Source organism: Legionella erythra, from assembly GCF_001467615.1.
GTDB classification, from domain to species: Bacteria; Pseudomonadota; Gammaproteobacteria; order Legionellales; family Legionellaceae; genus Legionella_C; species Legionella_C erythra.
Genome location: NZ_LNYA01000024.1, coordinates 293,304 through 317,878 on the forward strand (window position 1 = coordinate 293,304; position 24,575 = coordinate 317,878).

A 24,575-nucleotide genomic window follows, 5' to 3' on the forward strand; every position below is an offset into this window, starting at 1 on the left:
GCAATTAAAAAATAAAAAAGAAGTGATTATTCAAGGCTTAAGGTCAGTTTCACCCGCGTATACGCACAATGAAATCCCACCTTTTGGCAATTCAATTCAGAGACCGATCCGGGCGCGGTCGTCACGGCGGCAAGCCAGACTCCCTGCTCTTTTGCGAAGTGCAGCCTGCTCGTGAGCAAAGCTTTTTGCACGCCTTTACCGCGATAAAGAGGCAGCGTACTGGTAACACCCAAATCGGCGATGCCATTATGAATGGCGATAGTCCCTCCCGCCACGAGGTTATTGTCCACCCAGGCGGCAAATGCGGTCACATTCGGTGCGCAGGCATAATGATAGAAATGCTCTTCTGCATCCAGGCAGTTAAAGCCATGCGCGACAACCCTGGCCCAGGCACCCAAGTCACTGCGTTGCACCGGCCGTATAAGGCAAGGGGTGTTGTCCGGACGCTGTATCGCCTGCTGCCTTAAATCAAAAATAGAAATGGTATTCATTTCCGTCAACCGGTAACCGCGTTTACCCAGCTGCAAAGGAAGCCAGTGCGAAACCAGTGGGCAGAGTTCGATATCCACCTGGGGATTCCCCTGATGCCGATAAAATTGCTCTATGCTTGTAATCTCGTCGCCAAACCGATCCCTTTCAGTGGCAAATCCCCAGCCAATCACCTGCGTCAGAAAAGAATCTGTCCCTGAAAAACAGGCGGCTCCGCCGGCTATTTCCAAAACAGCCTGAGCAGGGTATAACCGCGTGACATGGATGTGGCTCTGTTTGATGCAATCTTCAATGAGCATAGCAATGTGTTTAGATACCAGCATAGGCATTCACAATCCGATCCGGGAGCGATAGCATAGCATTTTGTTTAAGCGACATTAAAGGCTAACAATCCTCTTGATAATCTGCTTATAATAAGCGCGAATAGATTATTAAACACGCACATCATTTAAAAAAATACCGTATAGTCTAAAATTAGAAACAGTCCCTGATCGAATTGTTCTACACATCCATGGCAGTAAACATTGACTCAGAACGGTTGATTCGCGCATCAGGAAATGGCTTGATCAATACCGTTCAATCCCTTTGCGACCGCCTTAAACTGATTCACATGCCAGAAGGGTTATTGGATCAAGCCATTCTCAGCGCCCTCCAAGGTATTGCTCTTTTCAAAGACAGGAAGCCCGACAAAGTCGAGCATTGCTGGCAGATCATTGACAGGTTGTGCCATATCCAGTGCAATGACCAGGTGAGTGAACAATGCCTTGATACGGTACTGCTTGCCGCTGTTGTTTCAGAACGCCTCGAGTTGATAAAGAGCCTCTCGCATCTTGGACCACCGCATCATTTTCCCAGTACCGGCGCCATTCATGCCGCCTTGCAGAACGTCTTTCATTCATCGTCCAGCCATCAGTGGGACCTCATGGTTTCCTTATGTCGCATGGGAGTCAACGAAGATATGCGTACCCGGGTTTTCACGGCCCTTGCAAAAGCCAGTCAATGGCAAGCCATTGACCGTCTGTATGCCGCTGGGTTGAGGCCTCACCAAATCGGTGTTAATTTCATACTCCATCAAGCGGCAAAGCATTCACAATGGAATATTTTTGAACAAATAGGCGCTTTGCAGGAACCAGGCTGGCCTGCTGCAGGTGAGTTTTTGAGAATGGCTGTTCGTGCCCGGCAACATTCGGTTGTCTTCCAACTCTGCCAACTCAACATGAGTAATGCCATTGATCCAGAGACCATCCTGGACGCCATGCTGATTGCGAAAAACACAAATCAACCGGCCATAGCCTGCTATCTTAGGGTACACTTCATTGCCTGCCGGATCCCACGGGCGTTGACCGCTATTTTTTACCTGCTGAAAGACTATATTCCACCCGACACGCACCTCACCCCGTTTTTTAAAACCAGGCCTGAGGCTATTCATCACTTAAAGGATCTTGCCGAGTCAATCGTCAGAAGCCCCTCGGAAGATGAGGAGGAAAGTCAGCTCATCCGCGACATTATTTTCTCACTGAAGAGCAGCCCGCTGTACAGCCATGATCTGCACTTTATTGCGATGGTCAATTACATTGTCGAGCACTACACTGACGAGTATTACACCTGCAATCCGCATCGTTATCCCTTGCAATGAAGCCTGTTTCAAGACCCTGCCAATTTTATCCATCTACCTGAAAATAAATATTTTTTTAGGCGGATTGACAACATCGCCTCCCTACCCCATTATTAATTTTCATTTTATGGAAGCGGTATTTAATAACAGAAGGACGGATGATGAAAAAGAAAGCGTTGGTGTCGTTAATTTCTGGTTTAGCCTTAACTTCCTTAGTCCATGCCAGCCCCATTGGCGTGACGGTGGATATTTTCTGTCCCATGTCAATAGGAAGCAATGCGTTGACCAATTTCGGTGATTACATTGCTGGCTACGGTTATGAGAATTTATTGTCGCAGAATAACCTGATTTATTTCAAATCGGATTCCGTGCCCACTGATTTACCGACGCAATTGAACAATTATTTTAATGAAGTCGTCAGCTACAATAGCACCAACGGGCGCGTTACCTGCGGTTATGTCAGCAATCTGCCGACAGAGCCCCGCTTCACGGTCTCCTACTACCTGACCAATGGTAAAGGCGGTGCGGTGCAATGGCAATCCGGCAATTCCATTAATATTATCCTGCCTTTGGGCGTAAAGGCCTAAGGCGCGTCTGGTGAGTCTTTCGCGTACAGGAAAGGCTCACGCCACCTGCGTTCAGGTTACCACGCCGTTTTTATGAAATTTTAGGCTATAGTCGTTGACAGTTTCTATCAATGCCGCCAGGTGTTCAGGCGGTATATGAGGCAGGATACCGTGGCCCAAATTGAGAACATGGCCGGGACCCTCACCGTAATCGTCGAGTAATTGTTTGGTCTTTTCAATAATCACAGCGGGAGGCGCCAATAACACCACAGGATCGAGATTGCCCTGCAGGGCCACCTGCTTTCCTACCCGACGTTTTGCCTCATTCATGTCGCAGGTCCAATCCAACCCCACGCACTGGCATCCCGTTTCCGCGATAGTCTCCAGCCATTGCCCCCCACCTTTGGTAAACAGAATAATGGGAATATCCGGGGCTTGCGTTTTAAGGTAATTGACAATTTCCTGCATATATACCAAAGAAAACTGGTGGTAATCCCGAGTCGATAACACCCCACCCCAGGTATCAAAAACCATGACGGCATCCACCCCATGCGTGATTTGTGCATGCAGATAGGATTGAATGGACGAGGTGAGTTTGGCAAGTAACCGATGCAATAATTCCGGAGCGCTATAGAGCATTTTTTTAATTTCGTAAAAAGTATGGGTGCCCTGCCCTTCAACCATGTAGGTTGCCAGAGTAAACGGACTGCCGGAGAAACCAATAAGCGGCAGGCGGCCCGCCAGGGAGGATTTAATCAACTGAACGGCATCCATGACGTAGTTTAACTCTGTACCGGGATCGATTGCAGGCAAGTCCTCTACGTCAGCCCATGATTTGATGGTTTTCGCAAAGACCGGCCCGCGCTGTTCAACGATACTCACCCCCATGCCCATGGCATCCGGAATGGTTAAAATATCAGAAAACAAGATGGCCGCATCCAGCGCATAGCGGGTAATGGGTTGCAACGTCACTTCGCAGGCTAGCTCAGGTGTTTTGCAAAGGGTCATAAAATCACCGGCTTTGTCACGAGTCTTTAGGTATTCAGGCAAATAACGTCCTGCTTGTCTCATAATCCAAACCGGGGTTTTATCCACAGGTTGTCGTTTTAATGCCCGAATGAATCGATGGTTTGTATCCATATCGCTCCTCGGTTGACAGCGTTAGACTTCATTCTCCAGGTATCAGAACCCCGATTGTCTTTGTGTGCAGGTAAGCCAAACAACAGAATTGTTTTGATGCCTAAAGCGATGCTCTCCTTCAGTTCATGCAACAGGTCTTTAGACAATGGATAACATCCCGGCATAGTCGATACTTCTTTTTTGATTTTTTTGCCATGGCTAACAAAAAGAGGGTAAATGAGGCAGTCTAAATGGATGTGGTTTTCTCGTACCAGGTCTTTTATACCCGGATTATAACGCAGTCTTCTCTGGTATGGACCCGGGGAAAAAGTCATAGGATATCCACAACGAAAGGCGCGAAGTAATTATAGACGATAGCTGATTAAATTTCTTGCTATGTGTGCAATATTTTACTATAACCTGTGTATGTCCCTTAACACTTTAACCTAATTGCAAATTTTTCTTTAATGTTTAAGGTGGCGTTGTATGAAGAGATTGCATTGTATCAGTTTATCTCATAAAAATTATGATATTCAAGTGCGTAGTCGATTTAGCATGTCCCCGGAACAATATTCACTCGCATTGCATGAGTTGTGCGAGTTGGGAACTGTAAATGAAGCCTGCATCCTCAATACCTGTAACCGGTTTGAAATCGTCTGCATTGTCTCCGATCCCGGCATTGTCTATTCCTGGCTTTCATTACGGACTAAAACCAGTCTTGAAGAGTTATTGAATTATTTTGTTGATCTGTCAGGTATTGATGCCTTAAAACACATCATGCGAGTAGTGGCCGGGTTGGAGGCCAAAATTTATGGTGAAAAAAATATCAATGGCCAGGTTAAACAAGCGTTTTTGGAAGCCAAAAAGAATAACCTCATCGGCCATACCCTGGAAACAATTTACGCCTACAGTTTTCAGGTGTCAAAAGCCATTCAAAACCATATTGCTTTACCCATGTCATCGATTACGCAATGCTTTTTCCATGAACTTGAGGCGCAATATACCGATCACTATAACAAAAATTACCTTTTTATCGGCACCGGTAAACTGGTCAAGGAAGTCCTGACTAACCTCATCCCTTATCAACCCAATCAAATCGTTGTCGCCTCGCATAATCCGGAAAGGGTCTGTGATGAGTTAAAGCAAATAGCCACGGTGATTCATATTGATGACATTACCCCCCATCTTTTCAATGTTGATGTCATTTTTTCGGCAACCAATACCAATCAACCCATCTTAAAAGACAGGGATTATTGCGAATTTAACCCGAACAGGAAGGTTTATATTGCGGATGCCTCTTTGCCCCGGAGTTTCGACTCGTCAATCCGGCAATACCCCAATGTCAACTACTTTGATGTCGATGACCTGGCTTCCGTCTCGGAAGAGGAGAATAGAAGCAAATATGGCGACCTTGACCAGTATCTTGACGGTCTCATTAATAGAGAGGTCATTTCGTTACAGCAGATACTCGACAAATCCTACATGAGTAAAATCATTGAGCCGCAACGGGAAGTCCTTAAAAATTACCTGGATAATGTTATCTCTCAAACACTTAATGACGTTGATTTCAAAGCTAATCCCGAGAAACATGTCAAAAAATTAACGAAAGAATTATCCGGCACCATGATGCATTTGTGTACTATACTGTTACGGCATTGTTGTAAAGACAATGACATGAAAACCATTAGTGATTTACGTGCCTTGATTGAAAGACACAACAACAATTACCTGTTGACCAAAAAAGTCAATGACAGGTAAAACAACTGGCTAACAAAGGGAACGTCATGGATTTGAAACAGTTGATTTATACGAGCAGCGCTTTACCGCAGGTAAAAACGGAGGATATTGAGGCCATCTGGGAACATGCTTCCGCCAACAATAAAAAATATAATATTACCGGCGTCTTACTGTTTAACAAGTTTAAATTTGTGCAGATACTGGAAGGTGACGCTGTCGCCATATCGAATTTATATCATCTCATTTCCCGGGATGAACGACATCACAAATTATTAATCATTGGGTGTCAGGATATCGTGGAAAGGGATTTTCCCTTTTGGTCCATGGGATACATCGCGGAAATCATGGTTAATAAATCCATTATCCTCAAATACTCCGCGGATGAGGAATTTGAACCCGAACGGATGAAATACGAATCCTTAAGGCGCATGCTGATTCAATTGTCGGCCAGTAAGCTCAACATGACCTGATTTGAATTCATACGGTGAAGATGTTATATCATTTAAAATGAGTCTGTTTAACCGTCTATATAATAACAAGGGAACAGGTATGTGGTTTTTATGGGTTAAATCTTTTCATATTGTGGCCATTGTCGCCTGGTTTGGGGGCTTGCTTTACTTACCCAGGTTATTTGTTTATCACACGCAAAGCAGCGATCAAATCAGCATCGAACGCTTTAAAATCATGGAACGGCGCTTATATTACGGCATCATCTGGCCCGCAGGCATTATAGCCACTATATTGGGTTTAATCTTGCTATACGCCAATTGGCCTTATTATCTATCGCAACCCTGGATGCATGTCAAATTCATGGCCGTGGTGGTGCTATGGGCTTATCACCTGCTCTCTGGCCACTACCGCCGTTTATTTGCGGAAGATAAAAACACTAAATCGACCCTTTATTTCCGGCTATTTAATGAATTTCCAACCTTGCTATTGATATTAATCGTCGTTATGGTGGAAGTCAGGCCTTTTTAAAGACAAACCTTGCCATTAAAAGAGAATGCGACATGAAAAAATTAGTCTTCATGGCCTTATTTCTACTGGTTGGTTTCTCGCTCTATTTTTTTCTCCATGCCAAGGAAGCGGAAACCATTCATCCCACGTTAGAAAAAGCCGAAAAAATTGTCTATGCCACCGGCGAAGTGGAGCCAGTCAAGTGGGCCAAGATTGCGGCCAGCAAAACGGCCACGGTCGAGCAAATCAATGTGACCGAGGGGCAGGAAATCAAAGCAGGACAGGTCTTGGCTTACCAGAATAACCGCGTTGAAAAAGCCGCACTGACGAGTTTTCTTTCACGACTTGATTATCTAAAAAAAGAAAATGAACGCTATCAGGCGCTATTGAAAAAAAATTTAGTCAGCGTCACCGCGGCAGAGGAAGCGCTGAGCAATTATGAACAGGCCCTCGCCAATTATGAGGGTCAAAAGAAATTGCTTGACCGCATCACCCTGGTTTCACCCATTGACGGCATCCTGTTACGAAAGGACATTGAGCTCGGGGAGTTAGCAAAAAGCGGCACCACCATTTTTTGGGTGGGCAAGCCGAGACCTTTACAGATTACCGCCCTGGTGGATGAGGAAGACATTCCTTTGGTGCACGTCGGTCAATTGGTACTCATCAAATCCGATGCATACCCGAATCAGGTCATGACAGGAAAAGTCAAGAAAATTACCCCGAAGGGGGATCCTGAAACGCGGCAATTCCGAGTACGGATTAGCCTGCCTGACAATACCCCATTATTGATAGGCATGACGGTGGAAATCAATATCGTGGCCGAAGTCGTTGATCATGCCTTGATGGTGCCCTTGACTACAGTTTATGAAGGCAAAGTTTACCGCAAAACGGCTCAGGGTTTTGAACCGGTGGCTGTAAAAACCGGAATTACCACCTTACAAAAGGTACAACTTATCAGCGATAATATCAAAGCAACCGACCGTTTGTTATTAAATCCTGCCCAATCCTTGAGGCACTGATTATGTTCTTTCTGTTGTCGATTGCGAACAAGTATTTAAACTACCATCGCCGGGCAACCACGGTTGCCGTACTCGGGGTTGCGATTGGCGTGGGCTTTTACATTGCGCTCGCCGCCCTGTTGCAGGGGCTGCAACTGTATTTTACCGAACAGGTGATTAATAATTCACCGCATATCGTCCTTAAGGATGAATTCCGCACTGTGTCCAAACAGCCGTCAGAACTCTACTTTAACCATCCGGATAATGTGCAGATGATTGGTTTAAAACCTAAAAATGATAACCGCGGCATACGCGGCTCTCAACGGATCATCAGCGGATTGACGCAGCGCACCGACATCGACGTATCGCCTGTATTAAGCGAAGAAGTCTTTTTACAAGTGGGCAGCCGAACAGTAACCGCATTGTTGTATGGCATCATTCCCAAAAAAGAAGAAAAAATCACCCACTTGAATGAACAACTGCTCAACGGCGCGAAGTTATCCGATTTTTATACCACGCCAAATGGGATTATTCTGGGTGAAGGCCTGGCCAAAAAGCTTGGGGTTAAACCCGGCGACAGCCTGTTTGCAACATCCAATCAAGGGAATAAATTAAACACCAAAGTCATCGGCTTATTCCGCAGCGGCATTGCCTCCCAGGATGATCAACAATGCTATATGCTGCTCAATAAAGTTCAAGTTTTGGTCAAGAAAAAAAATACCTTAAACCAAATCAAAATGCGGGTGACAGGTAATGTACAAAACGCCATAACAATCGCTCAGGACATCGAAAATACCTACTTATATAAAACCCAAAGTTGGCAAGAACTTAATCAAAATATTTTTAGGGTCTTCACCATTCAAAATGGCGTGTTATACACCTGTACTGTGGCTCTCCTAGCTATTGCACTGTTCAGCATGTACAACATTATTTCAACCATTGTGAATGAAAAAAAGAAAGACATTGCCATATTAAAATCCATGGGTTTTCAGGTAAAAGACATTCGCACCATTTTTCTGCTGCAGGGCATTACTATTGGTATTACGGGTTGTCTGATTGGTTGGTTAATTGGTTTTTCATTGGTTGAAATGTTATCGGCTATTCGTTTTGAAAACTCCAGTTTCACCAAAACCCAAGGCTTTGTGCTGAATAAGGGCTTCACCAATTATTTAATTTCTGCCTTGTTTGCACTCACCATATCCATCCTCGCCGCCATTATACCCGCTCGGAGGGCCTCAGCCTTACTGCCGGTTGACATTATTCGGGGAGATACCTAATGAATCAAGCCACTCCCGTTTTAGAAACCGTCTCTTTAAGCAAAGTCTTAGGCTCTGAATTAATACCTGTTCAATTGGTTAAAAATATAGATTTAGCGATTTATCCGGGTGAATTTGTCACCATCACCGGCCCATCCGGTTCGGGAAAATCATCCTTGCTTTTTTTATTGGGTTTGCTTGATAAACCCACTGCAGGTAATCTCCTCATTGAAAACCAGGCCACCAATCAACTAAGCACCGAGCAATTAGCGCAAATACGTCTGGAAAAAATAGGTTTTGTTTTTCAATTTCATTTTTTAATCCAGGAATTTACAGCGATTGAAAACGTTTTACTGCCGATGCGTAAACTGAATCGTGTGAAAGAACACGCCGCTTTTGAACGGGCGAAAGCCTTACTTTGCCATTTTGGCCTTGAAAAAAAAATCAACAATCGACCCAATGAACTGTCAGGAGGGGAGCGTCAACGGGTTGCGATAGCCAGAGCCTTAGCCAATAATCCGGCGATTATCATTGCCGATGAACCGACAGGAAATTTGGATTCTGTCAATGCCGAAATAGTTATTGAACTCATGATGAAGTTAGCGCATGAAGAACAGAAAGCGGTATTGATTGTCACTCATAACACTGAATATGCAGAGCGTGCTGATAGAAACATCCGAATTAGTGATGGGGTCATTGTTGCGTCTCCGTAGCATTTAAACCGTTAAGCTACTCGTTTTTTTCAAAAACAACCAGTGTGGAGTAATAAAAAAACTCGTTGGTTTTTTTAATAAAAACAGGCTTGAAATTGTATTTTTTTGCCAGATTAATGAATGGTTTCATTTTTAACAGATGGGCACGAGTTGCTTTCTTTGCACCCGGTAATAACTCCCCTATTTTTTTCCAAGTCGCCAACAATACGCTGTAAGGAGCAAAACTAATAATGACCATCTTATCAGCCAACTGAAATAGTTTATCGACCATTTGTTCCGCTACAGGCTGCGGGTAATGAAAGATCACGTCGAGACAGATGACATTATCATATTTCCCTTGCAAGTCTTCTAAATTGGAAACAATAAATTGGGCGTTGATCTTTCGATTGCCTTGTTGTGAATAGCGGTTTTTTGCTTCAGTCACCATAGCTTTTGAAATATCCGATGCAACAATGGCAGAGGGTGATTGCTTGCTGAGTTCAATAGCGACTATACCCACCCCACAACCGGCGTCACAAAAGCTTTTATTCCTGATATTGTCAGTCTTCCCCAGATAACCAATCAAATTTTCCACAACCTGTTGATGGCCCTGTCTAATCTTTTTTTGAATGAAATTGGCTTTATCGCTCGCGCTGTAGATTAATTTCCAACGCTCAAAGCCGATGTGATTGAAATAGTCCGCTGTTTGAGTTAATGCCTCCTGGTGAGAACTTAAAACCTCACCGGAGGCATTAAACTTTTTTCTTAATGCCTCGTTCAGCGTTTCTTCAGCGGCGGACAAGGTTTTATCAATGTCGTCCTGACCATGACAAATGGAGACAAATCCTGCCTCAAACATCGATGGAGCAAGGTATATCCCTTTATCGAGCATGCCGTGGAAGAAAAAATTGAATAAGGCTTCATTGCCTTCTGCTACATCGGAAAAATTGGCAATTTCTTTTTTAGGATTAAAAAAGAAACCAAACATCCCGCCTCTGGAAAGAGCATGCAGAGGGATCCCCAAACGCTCTCCTAGGTCATTAAAGCCACGCACTAAGGAGTCGGTTGTTTTAGATAGGCGGTAAAAAAAGCCTGGGGCAGCCAATTGATCAATTGTCGCTAAGCCCACGGTCATGACCAAAGGATTACCTGACAAGGTTCCCGCCTGGTAAACGCCGCCGACGGGAGCTAAGTAATCCATAATGTCTGCTCGTCCGCCTAAGGCACCGACAGGCATGCCACCGCCGATGACTTTTCCAAGCGTGGTTAGATCCGGTTTAATATTGAAAAGCGATTGTGCCCCTCCAAGGGCCACACGAAATCCAGTCATTACTTCATCAAAGATTAACAAGGCCTCATATTGATCACACAACGCTCTAAGTCCTTGTAAAAATCCTTCCTGCGGTAATACAAATCCCATATTGCCACAGACCGGTTCTATAATAATCGCCGCGATATCCTCGCCATAATTTTTAAACAGCAACGCCACTTCATCGAGGTTGTTATAATCAGCAATTAAGGTATGCTCCGTTACACTCGCGGGAACGCCAGGCGTTGAGGGAATGCCTAAAGTCAACACACCCGAACCCGCTTTTGCCAATAAGCAATCGCTATGACCATGGTAACAGCCTTTGAATTTTATGATTTTATTGCGTCCAGTATATCCGCGAGCCAGACGGATGGCCGTCATTGCCGCTTCTGTGCCTGAATTCATCATACGGATTTTTTCAAGTGCCGGCATCAATGCCCTTATTCGCTCGCCTAATTGTATTTCCTGAACACTGGGTGCGCCAAAACTTAAAAAATGACCCAGGGCTTCACGAGCCGCTTCGACCACGTCTTTATTGCAATGCCCTAAAATCATGGGGCCCCAGGACCCGACATAATCGATGTATTTTTTGCCGTCTACATCAATCAAATAAGCGCCTTGCCCTTCTTTGAAAAAGACTGGTATTCCGCCCACCGATTTAAACGCCCTGACCGGTGAATTGACTCCGCCAGGAAAAAGAGCCTGCGCTTGTTCAAATAACTGAGACGATAAGGTCATGGCGTATTCCTCCAAATAGGCTACTGTCCTGCCGCTTATTGAAAAGACGCTTTGATCTTTTCAGCCAATTTCACATCCAATTTACTGCCTAAATCAAAATACTTTGCGTGCAGCCATTCGCCAATTTTTTTGGCCGAATTCTGCTTTAAAACAATTTTTCTGGTATTGACGACTATGGATTTCACTCCAACTTTTACTATAGCACCGCAAAGCGTTTGTAATTCATTAAGAATCGCTTCTTTTTGGTTGGCATGAATGCCCACATTGGAATTGCCATCGGTCATTAACACTAAAATATACTGGTGTATGCCAATGTGTTTGGCATACTGGATGACATCAAACACCTGCATTAAAGAAGAGGCCAACGGTGTGGCATCGCCTGTGGGTAAAATATCCAGATGCTTCTTGGCCAGTTCAACACTGGCAGTCGGCTGCAAAATAATTTTGCCGGATTGACCTCGACAGGAAATTAAAGCGACCTGATCACGGTGAATGTAAGCATGCTCCAATAGGCTGATGACGGTTCCTTTCGCCTGCCGCATGCGGTTGATACCCATACTACCGCTTGCATCAACGACAAAAATAAATAAAGTACCGGCTTTAGCGGAGTATTGTTTAATATGAATATCTTCCTTTTCAATGACTAAGGTTTGGCTTTCTTTTTTTCTAGCCCTCTGCCAGGGCGCCGCGGAGCGGAGTGTGGCGATAATATCAATCGGCCCCTTGTTGAGATCACCCGGCATGCTGCGAATATGATGGCCATGACTAGCCAGCGTTTTACCCTGAGATCCGGTTTTACTTGATGATTCCTTCGCACGAAAGGGCGATAAATTGATAATATCGGAGGGCAACATGACATCTTCCGCCTCAAAAACGACATCCGCCATTTTTTCAATCTCGGCAGAGAGGGTATCTAAACGCTCTAAATCCTGATTTTGCTCGTTATGACTCTCTGAGGTCGGTTGATCCTGAGTAACCCAATCCGCATCAAGATTTTCCAGGGTTGTGTTGGTTATTGGCTCTTCTGTAGACAAAGCCTTGGTATTTTCTTGGCTTGAGTTTGCTTGTTCAACACGCTTTTCTTCTTGCAGCAAATTGGCGAGCTCCTGCTCGCTTATTTGTGCTCGCGGGAAGATAACGCATTTAAGAGCCAATTGAATGTCTTCATCGAGAACCTCCTCTCTAAGACTCAGCGCAGCAGCTGCCCGCGCGGCTTCGACAGCAAAAATATCCGCGCGACTCCCCTCTACTTTACAATAAACAGCCACTTCGACAATTTTTCTAATCTGTTCTGTCGTCAACTCGATTTTGGGTAGTAATTCACGCGCGCTTTGAATAATACCCATTAAAATGGCCTCTTCATCCTGCCACTCTTCTTTTAGAGCATCGTCACTTAGAAGGTTATGAGTAATTATTTTTTTTCTTAAATCGCGGCTGTCATTGGCAGGGAGATGAACATGCAGGCCCACCCGTTCCATTAAATGTTTACGAGGTATCCCTTCTTCGGGGTTGTAAGCGCCAATCAGCAGAAAATTGGTCTGGATTGATTCGCTGATGCCGGTGGTTTCAATCTGTAGATAACCCGCATCCAAAGCATTCAAGACAATATTGCTGACACTGGCCGATAATAGATTAATGCTTTCACAAATTAAAATGCCATTATTAACCTTGCTTAGTAAGCCAGCCGTCACGACTTTATGGCCACATCTTAATGTTTCCTCCAGATTAACTCCCCCTAAAAGGTTGGCTTCATCCGTGTGTACAGGCAGGTTTAACAGATTTTTCCCGACAAACAACTGCCTGGCTGCGCTGCTGATTAAGGATTTTCCACTTCCGGATTTGGCTGACAACATCAGCCCTTTTAAACGTGGATTAATCGCTAAAAGAAACAGGGCTTTTTTAGCCAACTTTAGACCGACCATGGCCGGGATGGGCAGGGGATTCATGCTGTTCATGAGACAATCCCCAAGGTTTCGTGAATCACATTATCAATTTTGGTTAAATCGTCAACGGTTTCCAGAGGATCTTTTCTCAATCGATGACTTAGTGCCAGCGGCGCTAACACGGCCAAATGCTTCATACTGACTTCTTTTTTCTGCTCGAAAGCCGCCAACGCGACGCAGGCCCGGCATAATGTCAATTCGCCACGATGCCCATCAACATTTAACTTTGAACAAATTTCCGCAATTTTATAAACCACCGTTTCGGGCAGAGCGACTTGATGCAAATTTTTTTGTGCTTTTTTAATTTTGTTTTGCAGCTTTTCTTGCTCCTTCTCCAAAGAGAGATTGAAAGCGTCTGGATCCTGGTCGAATAAACGTCTTTTCTGAACCACACTGATCCTGTCTTCGACACCGGTCAAGGTTTCTATGTGCGCACTGAGGCCAAATCGGTCGAGTAATTGCGGTCTTAAATCCCCCTCCTCAGGGTTACCACTACCAATCAAAATAAATTTGGCGGGATGGCGAATTGAAATCCCCTCTCTTTCGACCACATTGACGCCACTGGCAGCCACATCCAATAACAAATCCACCAAGTGATCCTCCAAAAGATTCACTTCGTCGATATAAAGAATTCCGCGATTGGCTTTGGCAATCAGCCCTGGTGAAAAAGTCTGCTTCCCTTGCGTTAATGCCGTTTCTATGTTTAAAGATCCAACCACTCGGTCTTCTGTTGCGCCAAGAGGCAAATCGACAATAGGTACGCTACGCTTTACAGCCGCGGGTTTAATGGGTTGTTGAAGAAAAATCTGACATGCCGGGCAATGCGGTGAAATGTTTTGAGGATCACAGCCATAAGTGCATGTTTTTATCGCTTTTTGAGGTGGTAACAAGGCGTGCAGAGAGCGGACAATGGTGCTCTTTCCTGTTCCTCGATGCCCCATAATAAGTACACCGCCCAGGTTGGGATCAATCACATTTAAAATCAAAGCGGTTTTTAATCCTTGTTGTCCCACAATACCAGAAAAAGGATAGACCCTATTTGGACTATGTATTGTTTGCATTATTAATACCTTCTATTTTGTCTTCGATGTCATCATAGAAACTTTCCAATGTTTTCAGCATGTCTTCATCCGCATCCCAGGCACCGCGATTATGGGCTTCGAGCAGGCGAGTAATCATATTGCCTAAGGCTTTGATATTGGCTTTTTCAAGCCACTGTCTTTTTTCTTCGTTGAGAATAAAATTTTCTGCCATTTCATCAAAAACCCATTTATCGATATTTTTTTCAATGGCGGCAAGTCCTAATAAATTGGTAAATTGATTCCCGAGCTCCGCGGCTCCGGCATAGCCATTGTTCATTAATGCCTCATGCCATTTTGGGTTTAATAATTTTGCCCGGACTTCTCTGGCGATTAATTCTTTGGCTTCATTAATTTTGGTCTTGCCGGCATAGGTTTCTGCGTAGATCAAGTCAACTTTTTTGGATGAAATCCGTTCAGCCACCATACGCAATGCACCGCTGCTGGAAAAATAAAAGGGGATGTCGGTTAAACCATATTCGGTGCTATCCATGATTTGAAAGGTATTGTCTACTGTGGATAGCATTTTTTTAAATATTTCCGGACAGGGTTTGCCTTGCTTTACTCCCCCATAACTAAACGAACTGGTTTGAAGCAGTGCCTTTTCCAATTCGTCTTCCTCTTCCCAGGCCGACTCCTGAATTAATTGGTCAATCCCATTGCCATAACGTCCCGGAGGTCGTGAGAAAATACGAGAAGAAGCCTCTTCTTCGGAAATACCCGACTGCAAAGCCTCTAAATAATGCTTGCGAATATAATTTTGGGTAACCGGCTCCTCCAGATTCGACAAATCAATAAACAATTTATCCAAAAGATTTACCAATTGAGAAAACGAATCTCTAAATATTGCGCTCATATCCACACAAACATCAATGCGGGGACGCCCTAATTTTGCTAAAGATACAGGCTGGTATTTATAAATTTTACCCTGACCATCATAGAGTGGCTCTGCACCGGTTAAGCTTAAAATCGTGGCTAAGGACTCGCCTTCTGTTTTAATCGTATCTAAAGCCCAGAGGGTAATCGCAATGGTTTCCGGGTATTGTTGATTGTGATTTTGCTGAAAACGTTGAACCAACTGCTCGCTTAACTCCTTGCCACGCGGCAGTGCTATCGTGCCAGGCAAGCGCCAGGGATCGGTACCATAAATATTGCGACCGCTGGGCAAGGCGATGGATCCGCTTCGCAAGGGATCTCGACCCGGGGCTGGCGCTACATAACCGCCAGCGAGTACGTTGACCAGCACATCCGCCTCATGCTGATTATTTGCACAATGATGAGCAATGCGAAGCCCTTCCTCTACGATGGGGGTTAATTCGTCAACCGGACAAGGAAAGTCACTGCCAATGATTTTTTGCCAGGCTTTCTTACAATTTAATTGCTCAATGACGCTTGCATCAATCAATTGACAGGATAATTGCCAAGCCTTTTCTTTATCACAAGCCACTTGTCGCTGGATTAATTCGGCCAGGCCAGGCTTTTCGCTGCCATTGACATTAAGAATGGAATAACAATAGGCTTTTATTTCTTCCGTTCCATAATTCTTACCAAAGACATGCAACCCGATACTGACTAAATGTTCTTCTATATCGTTGATGTAAGTCTCCGCCCGCTTTTTGAAGTCAGAATCTGTTTCATGGGGTTGCCGCGTAAGATCAAAAAATTGTTGTTCCAGAGAGCTATCCGTATGAGAGAGCGCCGCTCTCATCTCTTTGATTCGAGAATAATCTCCTACCCTCACATAGGGGGGTAACATATGGCTTACGATTACCGAATTTGCCCGACGTTTAGCGATAATCGCTTCGGATGGATTATTGAGAGGATAGAGGTAAATATTGGGTAAATCACCGAGTAAAATGTCAGGCCAACAGAGGGAACCAAGACCTAATTGCAATCCAGGCATCCATTCTACCGTACCGTGCATGCCCACATGAATTAAGACATCAGCCTGCCATAATTCTTTAAGCCAACGATAAAATAAAACATACTGATGATGAGGGGTGAAATTTTTATCAAAACAAAATTGCATAGGATCCCCGGGAACACCCAGAACAGGCTGGACGCCCACGCACAAATTACCAAATTCTTGAATATTTAAACGAATAGTCTGTCGATCAATCGGGTCAATATTGCCAGGCGGATTCCCCCATTTAGCATCAATTCGAGCCTGATTAGCGTGATTGAGCAGTTTGCGGTAATCCTGGACGGAAGCCTGGTTAGGCGCCTCACGTTCGTCAAAGCGACTGATCATGGCTTTGCAAGTTTCTTCCTCTTGGGGAAAATTCTCTATGTTGTAACCCTCTTCAATTAATCGCTTAACAATAGAAATCAACGAGAGAGGAACGTTTAATAAGGCCGCGGTGCCTACTTTGCCTTGCCCAGGTGGAAAATTATAAATCACCATCGCGATTTTAACCTGCGACTTGTTTTTCTTTCTTAAATTAACCCAACCTGAGACCTGGTTGGCGATTTGATTAATCCTATCGGGGATGCCCTGAATTAAATTTTGCCGCATGGCGCCCGATATTAATGGCACAATGGCACCATCCATTTCAGGGATGTCATACATCAACACTTTTTGAAAAGAATCAACGCCGACACCACAACATGTTTTCTTTTTCTCAAAAGCACACTCCAGGCAATCGCGATTTTGCGCAACTAAAGGCGGCACAACGAGATAGGGAATATTAAGCGCTGTTAGTAATTCGCCCGATTGGGTTTTATAAAGACCTGGGGTATTGGCAATGGCAGGACCTCCCACTAAGGAAAATCCCATGGTATTGACGATACAATCGATTTTCTTTTGTAATAACCATTTCCTTACCGCCACTTGCGTTTCGACGCCAGAAGCAAAAATGGGTATGACTAGCAAATTTTTTGCCGATAAGCGCTCCGTCACATCCTGAATAAAGGGTTGACGCTCTATGGCATATTGGCGAAACACCAGTAAAGCAATCATGGGTTTGGCAGAGGAAAATGACTGCTCGTTTCGCTTCGCGCTTAAATAATCGTCTGGTGAAGAAAAGATTTCCCCGGTGAATGGATCAAAACAGCCGATGGATGGAATAATTTTGACCGGCTTGTAAGTCACATCCAAATCAAAGATTTCACGCGCAAGAAAGCGTAATAATTGCTCGCGATTATAAACATCAGGTTGCCCCCAATATAGAACAATGTTTATCCAATTGGTGACATCCTTGTATTTTTTAGGAATAAAAGGCAGCAATCTGGCTGTAATTTTACTGAGTTTGCTGTAGACATAAATCACATCTTCCTCTCGTCCCCCCGAAAAAAACGTTAAAATTTTTTTTAAAGGACCAGGCATCCCTCCTGAGGAATTTTTCATGCTGTAATTGCCTATCCTGGTCAATTGCATTAACTCTGGCATACAGGCAAAGCAAAATATGCCCTTAGGCTTTTTTTGATTAATTATTTCGATTAGCCATTCAGCCACATACCGATCATTCACCAGATTAATGATGACAAACGACTCTTGGTTTATGGATGATTCAATGTCAGGACATTTGCAGTAAGAATTACCACAAAGACCCGGGCAAGTCGCTTGTCTTGAGCAATCTGAGCCAGAAAACAATTGTACCGGGAGTGCGCCAGTCACTTCATTAAGGCTTGCTGCTGCCTCTCTCCAGATGAGGGTATCGCTTTGTTGGACTAATGAAATTATGACAACATTTGCCATCCTCATAACCCCATTGTTTATCGTTATAAAAAAAGTTAATATCAATTGAATAGTTGTTAACCAGCAAGCAACATCTTAACTATAGAGCACCAGAGGCAATTCCTCAATTGAATATTTTTTGAACACGAACAATATCGCTAATCACCGCATGGATTGGGAACAAGACGCAAGAATGATTTCAATAGTACCCATTAGAGAACTTTCTTCGGCGAGCAAAATCTCGCCTTGAAAATATTCATGAATGGTATTATAGGTGGATGGCCCTATTGCAACGGGTCTGATCTTAGGAATATTATCTTGATTTTCAAAGAAAAATTTTGCTATTAAGCTGCTGCTGAATACAACAAAGTCATCATTCTTTAAATTCAAGGTTGTTTTCTTAATAACGGGTACACTTTGATAGATAGGCAAAGCCGTGACCTGAGCCTGGCGTTTAATTAATTCCTCTTCCAAGTATTTTCTTGAATCGAGGTTATTAGGAAGAAGTATTTTTTTGGACCGCAAATCCAGTGGTAAAGCCTCGATTATCCCTTCCTGACTATAGGATTTTGGCACTAATGAAGGCTTAATTTGCAAAGAAAGCAGATAATTAGCTGTTTCCTGGCCTACTGGAATAATGCATTTACCATTTAACAAGCTCACCGGTGATATAACGTATTGTTTAAGCTGTTTAAGAAAAAAATCCACTGCATTGGCACTGGCGAAAATAATCGTATCATAGGCGCTTAGCCATTCGGGGGTAAGGGTTTTAAGAGTGGCCGTAGGCACTAAATCCAACACCGGTTGAAATAGAACCACTCCGCCAAGTGCCTCAATTCTCTCCACTATTTTCTTGCTTTTTTCCTTACTGCGTAATAAGACAATACGCTTATCACGTAAGGGTAAATCGCTAGTGTTCATGGGCTTTAAGCCATTCTATAGTCATGTGAGCCAATTCATCGATCGCTTTAATACGCTCTTTCGTGGCGAAGTCCACTTCTTTAAGATAAAACTGTGTCAGGGGCTCATTGGATAAAAACAGTTTCATTCGTAACCTGTCCTGCTGCTCGGTGGTGTATAAACCCAGAGGCGCCTTGCAATCCAGGCCGACATGGCTTAAAAAATGAAGATCCGAGGTGGAGATCAACTCCTGGTGACTATCATTGATGGCCTTGGCGCATTCAATAGCAAAATCATCCCCATCGCGCGTCTGCAGGGCGATAACCCCCTGCCCCGGTGCCGGAATAAAAAGATTGGGATCTAATGCCTCCTGATTGAGATCCGTCAGTTTGAGACGGATTAATCCGGCCTCTGACAATAAAATCCCCTCGACGGGTAAACTTTTTATTTTATCCAATCGGGTTAAAACATTGCCGCGGATAGGAAGGGTTTGAATATCAGGCCGCAGGTATTTCAGCAGGGCTTTACGTCTTAAACTCCCCGTAGCAATCGTTGCATTTTCAGGCAAGGCACTGAATTGACTATCTTTTTTATTAAAAACAAGAACATCTCTTTGCCCTTCCGGTTTTAAAAATCCCGACAAATGCAATCCCTTAGCCAGATTGGTCGTGATATCTTTAAGGCTGTGTACTGCGATATCAGCCAAATCATCCAGTAAGGCCTGCTCTATTTCCTTAATAAATATCCCTTTACCGCCGATTTCGTGCAAGGGTTTAGTCAAATCCCTGTCGCCTTGCGTTGTTAAAGGCACGATCGTTACTGTCGCACGATCCAAAAGAAACGCCTCTAACTTGCTTTTTACAATTTCGGCCTGAACCAGGGCCAGTTTTGATGCCCTTGTGGCTAAACGAATCGTCTTTGTCATCATAAACCCTCTAGGTTATTGTCGGGTAAAACTTGTTAAATGCCTGCGTTATAGAAGGTTAAAGATTAATCCAATCCCTGGCCTTTAAATAATAATCCACTAATTCCGCCTCAGCACTCTTTTCCTGAACATGATACTCGTAACACCAGGTCACCAGCGGCGGTAAGGACATTAGAATGGATTCAGTCCTACCGCCAAACTGCAATCCAAACAAGGTACCACGGTCGTAGACCAAATTGAATTCCACATAACGCCCGCGACGGTACAATTGAAAATGGCGCTCCCGTTCACCATAGTCCATGGTATATCGTTTTTCAACGATGGGTAGATAGGCTTCGAGGTATTTATCGCCCACATGCTTGGCAAAATTAAACGTTGTGTCGAAATCCCAACGATTTAAATCATCAAAAAACAGCCCGCCAATGCCTCTCGGCTCTCTACGATGGTTAATGTAGAAATAGTGATCGGCTCTTTCTTTAAATTCCCTATAACAGTCCTTGCCAAAGGGTTGGCATGCTTCTAACGCCTTTTGATGCCATAACTGACAATCTTCAACAAAACCATAATATGGCGTTAAATCAAAACCGCCCCCAAACCACCATAGAGGCTCCTCCTTTTCTCTTTCCATGTAAAATAGCCTCAAATTAGCATGAGATGTCGGTACATACGGATTCCTGGGGTGGATGACTATGGAGATGCCGGTGCTGTAAAAGGGCAACCCCGCCAGTTCTTTTCTATGCACTAACGACGCCGGCGGCAGGGAGGCTGCATGAACATACGAAACGTTCACTCCCCCCTTTTCAATGACGTCGCCACCCTCCAGCACGCAAGTCAGCCCATCACCGACCGGGCTAGTCCAGGCATCCTTTTCAAAGCGCTGCAAAGGTTCATACTTGTTAAGTTCCGAGCATACCCTGCTTTGTAAATCCAGAAAGCAGGTTTTTGTTTTTTCTACCCAATCATTTGCCATACGCATTTCCTTTCTTGTTACCCTGTCTCCAGGTCATGTGGTCATGACGTTTCATTCTGAAACCAATAAGACTTCAGGGCTGAGTTGCGGTAATGAGACAGATACTTCAGAAAAAATTGCCTGGCTTCGTTCTTCGCCTGAGAGCCAGAAGCAAGCATTTGGTGGTGAAAGTGGTCGCGCGCGGTGGCAAACTCCATTGAAGTGGTAGAAACAGGTAATCCAAAACGTTTATCCATATCCAATTCCGACTTACAACCCTCTTTAAGAATAGTCGAGGAATTGGCAATTTGCGAACAGTTAGAACAGGCATTTACCCGTATAAATGCCCTCTGAAATACCCGAGGTTATTGGCATTTAATAAGGTCATTAAAAGTTAAACACTCCCTCTGATATTGGTTGTTTTCCCTGGGTAGGCAGGTGTCCAGGACGTGAGCGTTTCCTTGATTCTGCTGCTTATTAATTTCTCACTGACCCTGTCTATTTCTTTAATGAGTTTATCCATAGCCAATTTTAATTCCTGACGGCTGTCATCGGTTAAATCCACGCTATTCCGCAAAAAAAATGAGGATTTTTTAATCTCCGTTAAGGTTTCATCCATAAACACCCGTGAATTGATTTTACGGATTTCTTTCAGTACGGTAGAAAATAGTACAGCAACGCGGGCAAACCCATTGTTTCATTAATGATCTTGAGGTTTAAAGGACTGAATACTTCTTTAGGTTTATTCCAGAAATGCGGTTTATAGTGTTTTGTGACGATATTCATGACCATCAGCAAGGACTGTTTTAAATCATCGGAGACACCTTTTTCAAACTCGCTTTCATCAAACAGGCTGGCTTGATAAGCGATAACAAAACGATTATCAGCCAGATAACTGTTAATTAAATCCTGCTTGGTCGGTCTAGTAAGGGACATGGAGGTGACCATGGTGCCGAATTGGCTTTGCACATGGGGTTTACCAGCAAATGTTGAGATGGCTTTTTCTGCGCTGATGCCGTCAACATAGGCATCACTGACGTGACGCAGAAAGATTTGTAAACCCAATTCCTGAGGGGTGAAGGGTCTGTCTTTGAGCATGGAACTGGTGATCGCATTGAAGAGATATCCTTTAGCGACATCCTTTGCTGATAAAGAGCCATATGATAATTGCCAATCAAAGGCGCTATTTTCTACCAGTTCATTCAACACGGGTTCAAGCAAAAGATAGATACCTTTTACGATCATCTCTCGAGGTGGGATTATTTGTTCCATGGGGATGTCAGGAATTTTCAGTGCTTTGGCTTCTGGTCCCATTACTGCGGTAATATCGGATTTTTAATCGAAGGGTCTGGATGTGCGATATTCACCAGACAGTAAGGTCGTCAGATACTCTTCCAATTCCAGTTTCTCAGTCATGGCCAACTCCATTTGTCCACTATGAATAATTATAGATCATAATGGCCATTATTTTTATCAAATAAAAGCAAATTGCCTATTTTATATTCAAATAATTGATTTTATTGATCTCATTTGGATTAAAAATATTACACTTGAAACAAAAATAAATCGTATCCAACTGGCAACTAATGAACAAATATTATACACTTATGCTAGTGAATATGGCTGGGAGAATTCATCATGAAAGGGATCATTTTAGCACCGATTATCATGGGCTTAACGGCCTGTGGTTATGTCAATACCTCCGTTAACGATTATGTTGTCACCAGGCCCTGTTGCGGCACAAACTATGTATCCAGCGCCTGTTGCCCAACCACGGTGGTGAAGCCAGTCGTTAAGCGATGCTGCACGTCGGTTGTGACGACACCGGTTGTAACCAATAGTTGCTGCGGTTCTACCGTGGTACGCAGTACACCTGTTTATAATTCAGTCACCTACATCGAACAGGAACCGATGGATACCTACACGGATATATCCGCTACTTCCATCGATTATGACTATTACTAACAGCGAAAGCAGGGTGCGCTGCCTACTGCGCAACCCTGCCCATGGTGAGCGGTCATAGAGGCTGCGGAATGTATTATAATTATTCATTATGTCTTCATTTAAGATAATATGACCCGTAGTAAGCATGAGTTTTTTCAAGTTGCTCCCGGATCTACATTCCAGGACGCCATGACACAGGCCAAATTAGCCTTAGCCGAAGCAGCCGACGGCACCAAGTTTTCAAGAAAAACACCGAACAACCCATACAACTTATCCTTTATCAAGTTACAGGGTAAGGTGTACGCGTTATCCCGCAGCAATGAACCCGGCAAACCCCATTATCTTGGCCGCGGCAACTACGGCAAGGTCAAATACATCATGGATGAGGAAAGTCAGATTTATGTGGTCAAAATCGAGACGACCAATGATCCGTTCCAACAAATGGAGACTCGCGTTGGACAGGCCTTGGGACTAGTGAAAGGTGACAAGCAAAAGCAAGACGATAAAGAGAAATATTATACCGTCATGCTGGATTTGGGCGTCAATTTAACGTCCTATCTCAGTCAAAATCCTAACTTGGCTCCGGCCAGGCGTTTGGATTTGGCAATACAAGCCTGCCTCCAACTCTATGATATGCATCAACATTTTGTACATCGCGATATCAAACCCGATAATATCGTCATCGATGAACATGGACTCGTTCACCTTATCGATTTTGGCCTGGCCGAAGCATTGGATGACAAGGGCGAGCTTAAATCCGTTGAGGGGTTCTTAACAGAGGGCATGGTATTAAATGCCGAAAGCAGACGGGTATATAATCAGCTCTGGACCATCGGTACCCCCGGTTTTTGGCCAGGGACACCGCGGGAAATTAGCATTTATCACACCAAACACGATAATATCCTGCCATCACGCATGCAAAAGCTTGGGCACATAGGCTGTGATAATGCCGCGCTGAAAAGAATTTTGGTGAATGAGCATACTGGGGGTGGACTCTTTACCCGACAATTCATGGCAACACTCCCGGAAGCACTGTTTAATCTGATTCGCAAAAACAATGTGATCTTTGATGAAAACCCGGAAAAAGAAACCCATGACGAAACAAAAAAAATGGCCGCTCTGTTTATTTTTATCCACAGGCAATTAATCCAATGCTTCAATGACCACCAGATCGAAGAAAAAAACCAGAATTTTCAAGCCTATAAACGGTATCGCGCCAGCGGCGAACTACTCGATGATAAAGAGGTTGAAGAAATCCTTGCTTCACCCTCAAGGCAAGAGGGTTTGATTGACGAATACCGTGGTCACTTGGCCGTCCGTTCAGGCCATAGCGAGGAGGCAGGACCCTCGACACAAACCTCTGTTTATTCGTCAGGCTATTTTCCATAGGCAGCCCATCAGGAACCACATCGTCCTCCTTGTTTGATAAAGACAAGCCGAAAAGACCCTATTAACAGAACCAGAGCAGGCAGGCAACTCTGGATTAAATCAATCCAGACCGATTCGAGGGCTTGGAACAGGTGCCGTAAGGACAGGGCCAGGGCTTGGCCCTATGCTGCTTTTGTCTAAAAGAAAAATTAGACTAATCAAAAATCATAAGCAGCTGTTAACACAGCCGGAACTCTATTCATTTTTTAATCGATGGGGAGCTTGTTTCACGGATAGAGAATAGGATACGGATCA

The 24,575-nt window shown here is 44.1% G+C and carries 23 protein-coding genes and 1 pseudogene; 10 read left to right on the forward strand and 14 right to left on the reverse strand.

Annotated elements, in window-relative coordinates; all coding sequences use genetic code 11:
- Positions 1 to 26: 26 nt before the first annotated feature.
- The gene (locus Lery_RS08245; protein ID WP_337589164.1) at positions 27 to 818 is read right to left on the reverse strand and encodes a GNAT family N-acetyltransferase; all 792 of its coding nucleotides are present in this window, start codon (positions 816 to 818) and stop codon (positions 27 to 29) included.
- Between the two features lie 182 nt (positions 819 to 1,000).
- On the opposite strand from Lery_RS08245, the gene Lery_RS08250 reads away from it, so the two are divergent.
- The gene (locus tag Lery_RS08250; RefSeq protein ID WP_131751033.1) at positions 1,001 to 2,125 is read left to right on the forward strand and encodes a hypothetical protein; all 1,125 of its coding nucleotides are present in this window, start codon (positions 1,001 to 1,003) and stop codon (positions 2,123 to 2,125) included.
- Positions 2,126 to 2,262: 137 nt separating this feature from the next.
- Positions 2,263 to 2,691, forward strand: a complete 429-nt coding sequence (locus Lery_RS08255; protein WP_162262961.1) for a hypothetical protein — start codon at positions 2,263 to 2,265, stop codon at positions 2,689 to 2,691.
- Positions 2,692 to 2,742: 51 nt separating this feature from the next.
- On the opposite strand, the gene hemE is transcribed toward Lery_RS08255, so the two are convergent.
- Both hemE and Lery_RS08265 read right to left on the reverse strand, forming a co-directional pair.
- Positions 2,743 to 3,810 carry a uroporphyrinogen decarboxylase gene (gene hemE, locus Lery_RS08260; RefSeq protein WP_058526769.1) on the reverse strand — a complete coding sequence of 356 codons (1,068 nt, stop codon included), beginning with the start codon at positions 3,808 to 3,810 and terminating at the stop codon, positions 2,743 to 2,745.
- A complete protein-coding gene (locus Lery_RS08265) occupies positions 3,777 to 4,124 on the reverse strand; it encodes a hypothetical protein (protein ID WP_058526770.1) in 348 nt (115 codons plus the stop codon). Before Lery_RS08265 ends, hemE begins: the two co-directional genes overlap by 34 nt.
- Before the next feature lie 151 nt (positions 4,125 to 4,275).
- Between Lery_RS08265 and Lery_RS08270 the strand changes: the two genes are divergently transcribed.
- The 6 genes from Lery_RS08270 (at position 4,276) to Lery_RS08295 (ending at position 9,450) form a co-directional block, all read left to right on the forward strand.
- The gene (locus Lery_RS08270; RefSeq protein WP_058526771.1) at positions 4,276 to 5,547 is read left to right on the forward strand and encodes a glutamyl-tRNA reductase; all 1,272 of its coding nucleotides are present in this window, start codon (positions 4,276 to 4,278) and stop codon (positions 5,545 to 5,547) included.
- Between the two features lie 26 nt (positions 5,548 to 5,573).
- Complete coding sequence (locus Lery_RS08275; protein ID WP_058526772.1) at positions 5,574 to 5,996, forward strand: BLUF domain-containing protein; 423 nt, start codon at positions 5,574 to 5,576, stop codon at positions 5,994 to 5,996.
- Positions 5,997 to 6,075: 79 nt separating this feature from the next.
- The gene (locus Lery_RS08280) at positions 6,076 to 6,504 is read left to right on the forward strand and encodes a CopD family protein (RefSeq protein ID WP_058526773.1); all 429 of its coding nucleotides are present in this window, start codon (positions 6,076 to 6,078) and stop codon (positions 6,502 to 6,504) included.
- A 32-nt stretch (positions 6,505 to 6,536) separates the two neighbouring features.
- The gene (locus Lery_RS08285) at positions 6,537 to 7,502 is read left to right on the forward strand and encodes an efflux RND transporter periplasmic adaptor subunit (protein WP_058526774.1); all 966 of its coding nucleotides are present in this window, start codon (positions 6,537 to 6,539) and stop codon (positions 7,500 to 7,502) included.
- Positions 7,503 to 7,504: 2 nt separating this feature from the next.
- Positions 7,505 to 8,758: an ABC transporter permease gene (locus Lery_RS08290; protein WP_058526775.1), complete on the forward strand. Its 1,254-nt coding sequence runs from the start codon at positions 7,505 to 7,507 to the stop codon at positions 8,756 to 8,758.
- Positions 8,758 to 9,450, forward strand: coding sequence for an ABC transporter ATP-binding protein (locus Lery_RS08295; protein ID WP_058526776.1), 693 nt, complete (start codon positions 8,758 to 8,760; stop codon positions 9,448 to 9,450). The genes Lery_RS08290 and Lery_RS08295 overlap by 1 nt, the downstream gene beginning before the upstream one ends.
- Positions 9,451 to 9,466: 16 nt before the next feature.
- Here Lery_RS08295 and bchM read toward each other — a convergent pair whose 3' ends face one another.
- The 11 genes and pseudogenes from bchM to Lery_RS08340 form a co-directional block, all read right to left on the reverse strand.
- Entirely contained in the window at positions 9,467 to 10,210 is a 744-nt protein-coding gene (gene bchM, locus Lery_RS15660; RefSeq protein WP_237759189.1) for a magnesium protoporphyrin IX methyltransferase, read from the reverse strand.
- Positions 10,202 to 11,476 (reverse strand): annotated as a pseudogene (hemL, locus tag Lery_RS15665) (glutamate-1-semialdehyde 2,1-aminomutase); the annotation flags it as partial. The pseudogene hemL and the gene bchM, both read right to left, overlap by 9 nt.
- 35 nt (positions 11,477 to 11,511) lie before the next feature.
- A complete protein-coding gene (locus tag Lery_RS08305) occupies positions 11,512 to 13,431 on the reverse strand; it encodes a VWA domain-containing protein (protein WP_058526777.1) in 1,920 nt (639 codons plus the stop codon).
- Complete coding sequence (gene bchI / locus Lery_RS08310; protein WP_082657160.1) at positions 13,428 to 14,480, reverse strand: magnesium chelatase ATPase subunit I; 1,053 nt, start codon at positions 14,478 to 14,480, stop codon at positions 13,428 to 13,430. The genes Lery_RS08305 and bchI overlap by 4 nt, the downstream gene beginning before the upstream one ends.
- Complete coding sequence (bchH, locus tag Lery_RS08315) at positions 14,464 to 18,195, reverse strand: magnesium chelatase subunit H (RefSeq protein WP_058526778.1); 3,732 nt, start codon at positions 18,193 to 18,195, stop codon at positions 14,464 to 14,466. Before bchH ends, bchI begins: the two co-directional genes overlap by 17 nt.
- Positions 18,196 to 18,336: 141 nt before the next feature.
- A complete protein-coding gene (locus Lery_RS08320; protein ID WP_058526779.1) occupies positions 18,337 to 19,095 on the reverse strand; it encodes a uroporphyrinogen-III synthase in 759 nt (252 codons plus the stop codon).
- Positions 19,085 to 20,002, reverse strand: a complete 918-nt coding sequence (gene hemC, locus Lery_RS08325; protein ID WP_082657162.1) for a hydroxymethylbilane synthase — start codon at positions 20,000 to 20,002, stop codon at positions 19,085 to 19,087. The genes Lery_RS08320 and hemC overlap by 11 nt, the downstream gene beginning before the upstream one ends.
- A 55-nt stretch (positions 20,003 to 20,057) precedes the next feature.
- The gene (gene hemF / locus Lery_RS08330; protein WP_058526781.1) at positions 20,058 to 20,969 is read right to left on the reverse strand and encodes an oxygen-dependent coproporphyrinogen oxidase; all 912 of its coding nucleotides are present in this window, start codon (positions 20,967 to 20,969) and stop codon (positions 20,058 to 20,060) included.
- A gap of 41 nt (positions 20,970 to 21,010) precedes the next feature.
- Positions 21,011 to 21,205: a hypothetical protein gene (locus Lery_RS15275; protein ID WP_131751035.1), complete on the reverse strand. Its 195-nt coding sequence runs from the start codon at positions 21,203 to 21,205 to the stop codon at positions 21,011 to 21,013.
- A gap of 137 nt (positions 21,206 to 21,342) precedes the next feature.
- On the reverse strand, positions 21,343 to 21,567 hold the full coding sequence (locus tag Lery_RS08335) for a hypothetical protein (protein WP_058526782.1): 225 nt from the start codon (positions 21,565 to 21,567) through the stop codon (positions 21,343 to 21,345).
- Between the two features lie 32 nt (positions 21,568 to 21,599).
- Complete coding sequence (locus Lery_RS08340) at positions 21,600 to 22,262, reverse strand: hypothetical protein (RefSeq protein ID WP_131751036.1); 663 nt, start codon at positions 22,260 to 22,262, stop codon at positions 21,600 to 21,602.
- Between the two features lie 324 nt (positions 22,263 to 22,586).
- On the opposite strand from Lery_RS08340, the gene Lery_RS08345 reads away from it, so the two are divergent.
- A complete protein-coding gene (locus tag Lery_RS08345) occupies positions 22,587 to 22,913 on the forward strand; it encodes a hypothetical protein (RefSeq protein ID WP_058526784.1) in 327 nt (108 codons plus the stop codon).
- A gap of 168 nt (positions 22,914 to 23,081) precedes the next feature.
- Positions 23,082 to 24,281, forward strand: a complete 1,200-nt coding sequence (locus Lery_RS15805; RefSeq protein ID WP_058526785.1) for a protein kinase domain-containing protein — start codon at positions 23,082 to 23,084, stop codon at positions 24,279 to 24,281.
- Positions 24,282 to 24,575 lie beyond the last annotated feature (294 nt).

Coding starts and splice junctions, on each gene's coding strand:
- Lery_RS08245 (WP_337589164.1), bottom strand. CDS start 818: ATGCCTATGCTGGTATCTAAACACATTGCTATGCTCATTGAAGATTGC.
- Lery_RS08250 (WP_131751033.1), top strand. CDS start 1,001: ATGGCAGTAAACATTGACTCAGAACGGTTGATTCGCGCATCAGGAAAT.
- Lery_RS08255 (WP_162262961.1), top strand. CDS start 2,263: ATGATGAAAAAGAAAGCGTTGGTGTCGTTAATTTCTGGTTTAGCCTTA.
- hemE (WP_058526769.1), bottom strand. CDS start 3,810: ATGGATACAAACCATCGATTCATTCGGGCATTAAAACGACAACCTGTG.
- Lery_RS08265 (WP_058526770.1), bottom strand. CDS start 4,124: ATGACTTTTTCCCCGGGTCCATACCAGAGAAGACTGCGTTATAATCCG.
- Lery_RS08270 (WP_058526771.1), top strand. CDS start 4,276: ATGAAGAGATTGCATTGTATCAGTTTATCTCATAAAAATTATGATATT.
- Lery_RS08275 (WP_058526772.1), top strand. CDS start 5,574: ATGGATTTGAAACAGTTGATTTATACGAGCAGCGCTTTACCGCAGGTA.
- Lery_RS08280 (WP_058526773.1), top strand. CDS start 6,076: ATGTGGTTTTTATGGGTTAAATCTTTTCATATTGTGGCCATTGTCGCC.
- Lery_RS08285 (WP_058526774.1), top strand. CDS start 6,537: ATGAAAAAATTAGTCTTCATGGCCTTATTTCTACTGGTTGGTTTCTCG.
- Lery_RS08290 (WP_058526775.1), top strand. CDS start 7,505: ATGTTCTTTCTGTTGTCGATTGCGAACAAGTATTTAAACTACCATCGC.
- Lery_RS08295 (WP_058526776.1), top strand. CDS start 8,758: ATGAATCAAGCCACTCCCGTTTTAGAAACCGTCTCTTTAAGCAAAGTC.
- Lery_RS08305 (WP_058526777.1), bottom strand. CDS start 13,431: ATGAACAGCATGAATCCCCTGCCCATCCCGGCCATGGTCGGTCTAAAG.
- bchI (WP_082657160.1), bottom strand. CDS start 14,480: ATGCAAACAATACATAGTCCAAATAGGGTCTATCCTTTTTCTGGTATT.
- bchH (WP_058526778.1), bottom strand. CDS start 18,195: ATGGCAAATGTTGTCATAATTTCATTAGTCCAACAAAGCGATACCCTC.
- Lery_RS08320 (WP_058526779.1), bottom strand. CDS start 19,095: ATGAACACTAGCGATTTACCCTTACGTGATAAGCGTATTGTCTTATTA.
- hemC (WP_082657162.1), bottom strand. CDS start 20,002: ATGATGACAAAGACGATTCGTTTAGCCACAAGGGCATCAAAACTGGCC.
- hemF (WP_058526781.1), bottom strand. CDS start 20,969: ATGGCAAATGATTGGGTAGAAAAAACAAAAACCTGCTTTCTGGATTTA.
- Lery_RS15275 (WP_131751035.1), bottom strand. CDS start 21,205: ATGGATAAACGTTTTGGATTACCTGTTTCTACCACTTCAATGGAGTTT.
- Lery_RS08335 (WP_058526782.1), bottom strand. CDS start 21,567: ATGGATGAAACCTTAACGGAGATTAAAAAATCCTCATTTTTTTTGCGG.
- Lery_RS08340 (WP_131751036.1), bottom strand. CDS start 22,262: ATGGGACCAGAAGCCAAAGCACTGAAAATTCCTGACATCCCCATGGAA.
- Lery_RS08345 (WP_058526784.1), top strand. CDS start 22,587: ATGAAAGGGATCATTTTAGCACCGATTATCATGGGCTTAACGGCCTGT.
- Lery_RS15805 (WP_058526785.1), top strand. CDS start 23,082: ATGACACAGGCCAAATTAGCCTTAGCCGAAGCAGCCGACGGCACCAAG.